Origin of the sequence: Halorhabdus amylolytica, from assembly GCF_004944975.1 — an archaeon.
Classification (GTDB): domain Archaea; phylum Halobacteriota; class Halobacteria; order Halobacteriales; family Haloarculaceae; genus Halorhabdus; species Halorhabdus amylolytica.
Map to the genome: position 1 here is coordinate 209124 of NZ_SPQG01000001.1, position 8715 is coordinate 217838.

General features: G+C 64.0%; 12 protein-coding genes. 3 read left to right on the forward strand and 9 right to left on the reverse strand.

The window, feature by feature from the left end; translation table 11 throughout:
* Positions 1–254 precede the first annotated feature (254 nt).
* On the reverse strand, positions 255–1319 hold the full coding sequence (locus E3374_RS01050; RefSeq protein WP_136686842.1) for a polyprenyl synthetase family protein: 1065 nt from the start codon (positions 1317–1319) through the stop codon (positions 255–257).
* Positions 1320–1421: 102 nt separating this feature from the next.
* Here E3374_RS01050 and E3374_RS01055 point away from each other — a divergent pair, with 102 nt between their 5' ends.
* Positions 1422–2264 (forward strand): NAD(+)/NADH kinase, encoded by an 843-nt coding sequence (locus E3374_RS01055; protein ID WP_136686844.1) that lies wholly within the window; start codon positions 1422–1424, stop codon positions 2262–2264.
* A 132-nt stretch (positions 2265–2396) separates the two neighbouring features.
* The gene (locus E3374_RS01060; protein WP_136686846.1) at positions 2397–2834 is read left to right on the forward strand and encodes a DUF7313 family protein; all 438 of its coding nucleotides are present in this window, start codon (positions 2397–2399) and stop codon (positions 2832–2834) included.
* A 140-nt stretch (positions 2835–2974) separates the two neighbouring features.
* Here E3374_RS01060 and E3374_RS01065 read toward each other — a convergent pair whose 3' ends face one another.
* The 8 genes from E3374_RS01065 to E3374_RS01100 form a co-directional block, all read right to left on the reverse strand.
* The gene (locus tag E3374_RS01065; RefSeq protein ID WP_136686848.1) at positions 2975–3238 is read right to left on the reverse strand and encodes a DUF7314 family protein; all 264 of its coding nucleotides are present in this window, start codon (positions 3236–3238) and stop codon (positions 2975–2977) included.
* A complete protein-coding gene (locus tag E3374_RS01070) occupies positions 3231–3593 on the reverse strand; it encodes a DUF7315 family membrane protein (RefSeq protein WP_248299360.1) in 363 nt (120 codons plus the stop codon). Before E3374_RS01070 ends, E3374_RS01065 begins: the two co-directional genes overlap by 8 nt.
* A gap of 3 nt (positions 3594–3596) precedes the next feature.
* Positions 3597–4364 carry a cytochrome b family protein gene (locus E3374_RS01075; RefSeq protein WP_136686850.1) on the reverse strand — a complete coding sequence of 256 codons (768 nt, stop codon included), beginning with the start codon at positions 4362–4364 and terminating at the stop codon, positions 3597–3599.
* Between the two features lie 2 nt (positions 4365–4366).
* On the reverse strand, positions 4367–5170 hold the full coding sequence (locus E3374_RS01080; RefSeq protein WP_136686852.1) for a cytochrome b: 804 nt from the start codon (positions 5168–5170) through the stop codon (positions 4367–4369).
* Positions 5171–5172: 2 nt separating this feature from the next.
* Positions 5173–6045: a Rieske (2Fe-2S) protein gene (locus E3374_RS01085; protein WP_136686854.1), complete on the reverse strand. Its 873-nt coding sequence runs from the start codon at positions 6043–6045 to the stop codon at positions 5173–5175.
* Positions 6046–6047: 2 nt separating this feature from the next.
* The gene (locus tag E3374_RS01090) at positions 6048–6446 is read right to left on the reverse strand and encodes a DUF7318 family protein (protein ID WP_136686856.1); all 399 of its coding nucleotides are present in this window, start codon (positions 6444–6446) and stop codon (positions 6048–6050) included.
* Positions 6446–7081 (reverse strand): halocyanin domain-containing protein, encoded by a 636-nt coding sequence (locus E3374_RS01095; RefSeq protein ID WP_136686858.1) that lies wholly within the window; start codon positions 7079–7081, stop codon positions 6446–6448. The genes E3374_RS01090 and E3374_RS01095 overlap by 1 nt, the downstream gene beginning before the upstream one ends.
* Before the next feature lie 119 nt (positions 7082–7200).
* A complete protein-coding gene (locus E3374_RS01100; protein WP_248299361.1) occupies positions 7201–8040 on the reverse strand; it encodes a sensor domain-containing protein in 840 nt (279 codons plus the stop codon).
* A 123-nt stretch (positions 8041–8163) separates the two neighbouring features.
* Between E3374_RS01100 and E3374_RS01105 the strand changes: the two genes are divergently transcribed.
* The gene (locus tag E3374_RS01105) at positions 8164–8655 is read left to right on the forward strand and encodes a DUF7321 family protein (protein WP_136686860.1); all 492 of its coding nucleotides are present in this window, start codon (positions 8164–8166) and stop codon (positions 8653–8655) included.
* Positions 8656–8715: the final 60 nt, after the last annotated feature.

The window sequence follows — 8715 nt, forward strand, 5'->3', positions numbered from 1 at the left end:
CCGCCGCTGCCTCCACTTTCGCCCTCTTGAGCAGCCCCAGTGCCGGCGGCACCCGCGGCTGCAGATGCACCCGCGAATGCGCCCGCCGATCTGAGTACGTCCCGGCGAGACAGGTCCGTAGCGCCGTCAGTCATAGCGGGTCGTTCGACGTCCCCGGTAGTGAATATGTTGGTACGCACAATGGTGTCCGGTTGGCGATCGGAGAATTCGGCCGGCGGCAGTGTCGGGACCAGGAGAGGTGCTCGACGGACCGATCACTGCTCGCGTTCGACGACGAACGTCGTGAACTCGGCGAGGTGGGAGGCAGGTTCAGGTTCGAGATCAACCGCCGCGAGTTCCTTCTTGGCGACATCGGCGATCTCCAGGGCGCGTTCGCGGGCGTACTCGACGCTCCCGGCCGATCGCAAGATGTCGATGGCCTCGAATATTTCCTCGTCGGTGTTGTCCTCGGATTTCAGGATTTCTCCGAGCCGAGCGGCGTCCTCGGCGGGGGCGTGTTCGGCGGCGTGGATCACCATCAAGGTCTTTTTGCCTTCCCGGACGTCGTTACCGAACTCCTTGCCGAAGTCGCCCGCCTGATCCAGCGTGTTCTCGACGTCGAGGATGTCGTCGCCGATCTGGAAGGCGATCGAGAGGTGTTCGGCGTACCTGGCGACCTGGTGTTCGACTTCTTCGGACTGACCCGTGACGATCGCCGCGAGTCTGGCGACGATCCGGGCGAGACAGCCCGTCTTGCACGCACACATCTCGTAGTACTGGGCTTCGTCGATCCGGACGGCCCGTTCGTTGTGCCAGTGGATGTCCATCCCCTGGCCGAGGTGGGTCCGGTTGAGTTCGTACATCAGCATCTCGTAGGCCGCGAGTCGGGTCTCAGCGTCCAGGTTCGCCGGGTTACGCGTGATGACCTTCAACGGCAGGAAGTACATCGCGTTGCCCGCATTGAGTGCGACGTCGACCCCGTGTGTACGGTGAAGTGCCGGCTCGCCGCGTCGCATCGAGGCCCCGTCCTCGACGTCGTCGACGATGATAGTCCCGTTGTGGAGTACCTCCGGGATGATCGCGTACGGCAGGAACTCCTCCGGGTCCTCGCCGAACCCCTCGACGAGCAACAGAAAGACAACCGCCCGCCAACGTTTCCCGCCGCGATCAAGGAGATCCCAGACTGGATCCGAGAGTGCGTGCTGGATCGCAGCGGGGTCGTACCGGTAGGTCGGTTCGCCGAAGAAGTCACGGAGGTAGTCGTCGTCGACCTCCCGCGGGAGCAACTCCGCGATCGCCTCGTCGATGATCGGTCGCCACTCCGCAAGGACGTCCCGCATAGCTCTCCCCTCGACGGGGGCAGATAAAAACTCTTCCCGACGATCGCTGGCCCGTCGCCGGGTGCGGTGGCTTTTTGAGGGCGAACGGCCAGCAATCGTATGATGAGTGACGATCCGGGCGCCGGTCCGATCGCGGTCGTCGGCGACGAGCGAGGGGCCGTTTCCGAACTGGTCGAATCGGTGGGCAGACGCGTCCGCCCGGGGACAGCCGGCAGCATCGACGACGCGACTGTCGTCCTTGCTGTCGGGGAAGCGGCCGTGCTCGACCTCGCGCGCCAGGGTTGTTCGACCCCGGTGATGCCGGTCGCCGTCCAAGGCGGGCTAGAAGCCGTTCCCTCGGACGCGCTCCAGACGGCACTGCAACGACTCGACGACGGGGCAGCCACGGTTCGCGAACGACCGATACTCGCCGTCCACCGCGAGGGCGAACGGGTCGAGACGGCGTTGCTCGACGTGATGCTCGTCACGAGCGAGCCGGCCCACATCTCCGAGTACGCGGTCTCGACCCCGAAGGAAGCGATCTCGACGTTCCGGGCCGACGGCGTCGTGGTCGCGACTCCCGCCGGTAGTAACGGTTATGCCCGCCGGATCGGCGGCCCCGTCCTCAGCCCGGACCTCCGTGGTCTCTCAGTGGTCCCCGTCGGGGCGTTCAAGACGGAGCGCAACCACTGGGTCGTTTCGCTGCCGGCCGACGGTCCGGCGCTGTCGATGACTGTCCAGCGCGAGGACGCCCCGGTCTCGTTGCTGGTCGACGGTCGCGATGCAGGAGGAGTGCCCGCCGGCGATCGCCTCGTCGTCGACGCGGACGGTCACCTCCCCCTGGTCGTCGTCCCCGAGAGCGAGTCGGCGTTCCGAACCGACGCCGAACGGCCGCGTCCGGACGAGGTCGCCGACGGCCGTGGTCTGACGGACGCTGACGTCGATCCCGTGTTCCCTGCCGAGTGAGTAGAGTGCGTTTCCTGGCGATATCGAACGACCATACTCCAGTGACGCAACGACCATACTCCAGTGATGCAACGGCCACGCTCCAGTGCCGGTTTGGAAACACTCTAATGGATACCGGCCGTGGCGTCGACCATGCCACCGGTTTCGCTGTTCGGGCCGCTCGATGCGGTTCTCGGAGACAGCATCGAGTACGTCCTCTTGATCCTGGTGCTCGTGAATCTGCTCACACGGGTGCTCGCTCACCGACGACACGTGAAGGCTGCCGAGGAAGGCGGCGCCGAGGCGATGTCGCGGTTCCTCCCGCACGCTGCCTCGAACGCCCTGCTCGTGCTGGCCGCCTTCTACTATCTCACGCTCCATCACCACGCCGGGATGGTCACCTCGGTGCTCGTGCTCGGGTTGTTCATCACCGACTTCTTCGAGTTCGAGGCCCGCAAGGTCGAGGCCCGTCGTGACGTCCCGATCGAGCGCCCGAAAGGCGCCATCGCCGCCTCGCTGCTCACGCTCGCGTACGTCGCCTACCAGAGTCTCTTTTTCCTTATCGCGCCGGCCTGGGGCGCCGTCGTCTGAGAGCCGACCTTTTTGCCGTGGACATCCGTCCGAAGGCACTTGCAGACATGCGGTACGATGTCGCTATTCGATAAGGCAGCTATAGACGCTGTAGCGAACGATATGAAACCGCCCCCGGAAACCCGTCAGGTTAGGACAGCCTACGACCGATCGTCGTATGCCTGGCGAGCCTGGTTGATCGCGGGCACGAGTACCCAGAAGGCAAGCGCGCCGAAGATGGCGAAGTAGAACAGACTCTCGCCGAGATAGATCGCGATCTGACTGAACACGTCCGGACTCTCGGGATACTCGCCAAGCAGTTGCGTCCCCTGGAAGGAGGGGGTCTTGTACCAGCCGGCGATGACCATCCAGCCCAGTCCGGCCGTCACCAGGATCCCGAAGCCTTTCATGAACTCGTCAGCCATCGGTCTCACCTCCGTCGGGACCCATTCCCTCGGTCCGGAACCGCGTCGAGAACGCGTAGACGACCGCACCGAAGACGATCGTTCCGAGACCGGCGAGTGCTATCAGGGGATCGACTTCCGAGAGCTCGGCCGTGGCGCGATTGGTCGCCCCATCCAGCGCGACGAAGCCGGCGACGATCGCAAGGATGGCGAACAGTGTCGAGAAGACCGAGACAGCCTTGTAGACCCGTAGCGGGACGACCACATCCCGGCGGTCGCTCGCGGTCCCGTCGGCCGTCGCCGTCGACTTGTCGGTCTTTTCGTGTCCGTCGGTCACGGTCGATTCGGTCGGTCCTGTGTGTGTCGCGTGGCTCATGGATCACTTCGGTGGGCGAAGCCGGTAGTACCGGCGGTTGAGTTCGAACATGTACCCCTCCCGCATCGACTTCAACACCGCGTAGGTGATGAACGCTCCCACGAACGGTACCAGGAACGTCAGGTCGAACGTGAGGTGTGAATCCATCGGGAAGAGGTTCTTCACCGACAACACTGCGAGCGTGATCGAGAGGATCACGCCGAAGACGCCGACCGACGCCCAGAAAGGCTGTTCGACCGGCCGGCGGGCGCTTCCCTTGTTCAGGAACGGCACGATGGCGATCGCGCCGACGACGACGAGGTTCGCCAGCACACCGAACGTCCGGTCGGCCATGAGTTTCTGGCCGCCGAGCAACGCCAGATCGGGGTTCAGCGGCCCGAGTTTCAGGAGGCCAAAGGACCAGTAGAGGTACCAGTCCGGCAGGATCGTCGGCGGCGTCACGCCGGAGTTGGCGGGCGCGTCGATGTGTGGGGGCAGCGTCGCTGACAGGAAGACGATCGCCCCGACGAAGAAACTCGTCAACGCGAGGTTGCGGATCGTCTCGTGGGGCCAGGCCGGGAAACCGAGTACGTCACGCTCGACGTAATCCGATTCCTGGCGGAGTTGCTGATCCTCTCGGCGTGCGCGTTCGAAGTACTCGTAGGTCGTCCGCGCCAACCCCTGTTTGCGTGCTTTGCGCTCGCTCCAGGTCGGCGTCTCGTCGTCGGGCGGGACGATACCCGTCCCGCCGCCGTCGGCACGTGCCTCGGTGGTGTCTGTGTCCTCGGTCATGGTTAGTGGGGTTCGGCGATGCCTTGCATCCAGACGATCGCGATGTGGACGGCGATCAACGTAGTCACGATGAACGGCAGGAAGAACACGTGGAGGATGTACATCCGCTGGAGCGTCGCCGGGTTCGGCGTGAACCCACCGAAGATGAGCTGAGCAGCCCATTCGCCGATCAGCGGGATCGAAAGCGCCATCTCGACGCCGATCTGGCCGGCCCAGAAGGCGAGTTGGTCCCATGGCAGGAGGTAGCCCGTGTACCCGAACAGGAGCGTCAGGCTGATCAGGACGATCCCGATGAGCCAGTTGAGTTCGCGGGGCTCCTTGTATGCGCCGGTGAAGTACACCCGCAGCATGTGCAAGAATACCGCGGCGACCATCACCTGAGCCGACCAGCGGTGGATACTCCGGAGCATGAACCCGAAGTTCACCTCGGTCATGATGAACGTAATCGACTCGTATGCCATCGTCGGGTTCCCGGAGGCCCCGGTCGCCCCCGGTGAGTAGTAAAACCCGAGCAGCGCGCCCGAGATCGCCGCAACGATGTACGCGAGCGTCGAGAACGACCCAAGCGCGTACAGCGGATACCAGTACCAGAACTTGTTGTCCAGCCCGTATTGCTCGGTGTGGCTCTTGGGCATCTGCATGTTGACCTTGTAATAGAGGTTCTCTAAGATCTCCAGATAGTCGACGATCCGGAGACGCTTATCGAGCCACATCAGCACGGTCAGGTACGCCGTTTCCAGACGGGTAAACTCCCGCTCTTCCATCCAGGCTTCGTGGTCGTGGTCGTCTTTGCGTTCGAGACTCATTGTCAGTCACCCGGGCGCGGGAGCGCCGTGAATTGTTTTTCGACCGGCTGGAACGGGTCGTACACCGACTGATGACACTGACAGTAGACCCCGTTCTCCGCACCGAAGTTAGTGCTCCCGGGATAAGCTTTGAATCCGGGTACACAACAGAAGTGCGTACACTTGTTGAGCCAGGCCATGACGTCTTCCTGGGTCGCAGCGTCGAGGAATCGGCGGACTGATTCCGAGAGGTTGCTGTACTCCCCCTCACCGTTGATCATCTTCGGGATCTCCGGGCTTCGCAGTACCTGCACCGGGATCGTTTGAACATCGTCTCCCTGAGACCGCCAGCCTGCCTTCGCCGGCTTGCCGAGGCCCCCTTTTCCGATGTCGTTGCTCCAGGTCTCGTAATCCTCGAAATCGGAAAGCGTGAGTGCTTGGCCGTCTTCCATGTCACTTTGCCAGTCGTACGTACCGGTCACAGCACGGAACACGTTGTCCTGATCGGCTTCGGGATCGATCCCGGCGTAAGTCTGGACGCCACAGTACTGGAACCACGAGGAACTATAGGTCATCCCGCCGAGGTCCATCTCTGCGAGTGTAACCTGCTGGCCCTGAACGGTCTCCGTACTGGTGTCCGGCCACCGGCCCTTGATCGTTCCGTCGTCGGCGACCTCGACCGGGACGATCGGCATCGCCCGTGGTGCCGGTCCGTCCGTGTTGGCGATCCCGACGTACTCGGTGATCCCGCCCCCGACGCCGCTGGAAGAGGTCGTCAGCCCGATCGCGGTCGCGCCACCGGTCGCCACGCTCCCGAGGGCGGCCGATCCCACGACGCCTTTCACGAAGCGTCGTCGACCCGATTCAGTCGGATACTTGTCTGGATCTCCTGGCATAGTTATCGCTTCATGTAGGGGTAGATCGCGCGTTTGAACGTCTCGCGGGCACCGTCAGTCATCGACTCACCGTCGACATCGTCCTCACGGATGTAGAGGTCCTCCCACTTCCGGCGGCGCTTCTTGACGATCATCACGTCCGGGAGGAACTCCTTGCGGTACAACAGGAGGATGAACGCGAGGTTGACGAACATCGCCGCCATCGCCGTTCCGAGGAACATGTTCCCGAAGCCGCCGTCGTTCGAGGCGACACCCCAACCGCTGATCAGGCCGAAGGTGAACACGCCGACCAGCGCGATCTCGACGACCGTCAACAGGACGATCGAGACGACGGCCGTCATGCTCTCCCGGGGCGGTTCGTAGCGGTGGATGTCCCCGTAGGTGCTACCCGAAGACGACATCAGTTACTCCCTCCTTTCGTATGAGACGACTCGCCGTACTTCAGCAGGTAGAACGTGAAGGCGATCGTCGAGGAGATTGCCAGGAACGTCGCGATACCGACGTAGTGGGGCTGGAAGGGCACCCCCATGTGTTCGGGATTGACTGGCGTCGACGCCCCCGCTTCCACGGCGGGATAGTCGTCACCGACGACGACGGCCCCTTTCATACCGACCGAGAGGTGCGGGTCACAGTAATACTTCGAGATGCCCGTTTCCTCGAAGGTGCGTTCGAAGGTCGTGCCGGCCTCGGCAACGGGCGGCCCCGAGGAATAGTCGTCGGTCTCGGCGACGACGTTGTGGGCGTTGCCCTGACCGGTCCACTCCCAGATAACGGTGGTCCCGGCGTCGACGTGGATGGCCGGGGGGCCGAACGCCCAGTAATCGCCGTTGCCCTCGACGCCCACCTCGACCGTGACCTCGTCTTGCCCGCGGTAATCCGCCGTGCTCGAAAAGTTACTCACGTCCGAAAACCACCCGCCATAGTCCGGTTGGGCGCCTCCGCCACCTTCCTGAGCGGCGGCCGAGCCGGTCGCGGCGGCGGCCGCCGTCCCGCCGGCGACCGTACCCGCCGACCGGAGAAAGTCCCGCCTGTGCATATGGGTCATGCTGAGAGGCGTATTTGTATAAACCCACCGGAAGCGCCATCTTCGGCGCCTTTTGCCGGTTATACGGCCGGTTTCGACCGCCGCTCGAACCGGGGTCATGTGACGCCCTCTCAATCGGGGTTCGAGAGGGTGCTCCCGTCAGTGTCGATCCGCTCCTCGGGATCGGCTGGCTCGACGGCATCGGCCGCATCGGCAGTCAGTGACTCTCCGAGATCCGGAACGAACGCCGGCCGATCGTCGTCAACGCCCATCTCCCGCAATCGCCGGCGGTACTCCTCGGCCCGGTAGGCGTCCGAGAGCCGGGCGTTAGCGACCAGAACCAGCAGGAACAGTCCGATCCCGAGTAGGGCCAGCCCGGCGACCAAGGCGATCGCACCGCCGACGACGACGGCATACCCGACCAGCACGAGGCCAGCGAGCAACTGGACGAACGAGAGGGCCTGGACCACAATATTGCCCACTTCACCGTCGCCCTCACTGACGTCCTCTGGATCGGGCAGGAGATCACCCTCCGGCGGATCGGGCACCTCGTAAGACTCCATCGAACACAGCGCGACCGAGGGTTTGACGTCGCGCAGGACGGTCCCCTCACCCTCGACCGTCCCGTCGGGGTGGACGACGGCGTAACTCGAATCGGAGTAGGCAACCAGCCGATCATCCTCGCGGTCAATCCGGGCGAAGACGTCCCGATCTGCTACCCGTTGGCGGAGGTCAGCTTCCAGACGATCCAGCAGTCGATTCCCCGTAATCCAGGTTTCGGGATCGAACGCTGCCTCCCACTCCCGTGGTTCCATCTCCGCCATGTCCTCCGGGCCAAAGTTCTCGAAGTCGTACTCGGTCTCGACCTGCTCGCGGAGTTCCGCGAGTGAGGGGTCGTCGTCCACATTCGTCTCCGGGTCGTCGTCCTCGCCACGCTCTGGGCCCCCGTCGGCGGACTTGGCGGGCGTCATCGCCCGAGGGTTGGGTCGCGGTCCGTTTACGGGTTCTGGTCGGCACTGGGTGGCGGACCCAGCCGCTGTTCGCCTGCCGTCGCTTCGGCACGTTTTAGCGCTCGCCGTCCGAACGCTCCGGCGATGGTCACCGACGCCGCGATCGCGACGGCCGTCGTCCTGGCGGTCACGCTCAGCCTCCCCTGCTTCCTGTACGGCGCCTGGCTGATGATCGTCAGCGACCCCATCACGTGGGGCGTGCTCAAACGTCACCTCGCCGTCGTCACTCTCGGGTTGACACTGACGACCGTCCCGCTGATCGCGTGGATGATCCCGAAATTCTGGAGTCAGCGTAGCGGGGTCGCGGTCGTTCACGCCTTCCTGGGCGTGCAGGCCTACGCGTTCTTCGTCCTCGCGGCGACCGGGATCGTACGGATCCTCCGCGCGAAGTGGGCCTCGGCCGAGTTCCGGAGCGCCACCGACTTCGATCTCGAAGCCCTCGACGACGAGGAACGTGACCTCGGCCACTGGCGCGGACGCCTGCGTATCGGCGTCGTCGGTTACACTGTGCTGTGGCTGCTTGCCTACCTGACTGGCCTGCTCAGGTACGTCTTCAAGTACAATCCGCTCGGCTGACGCCCGTCACGTCCAGGGTTCGCCACTCGCCTGAACGATCACGTCCAGGGTTCGCCACTC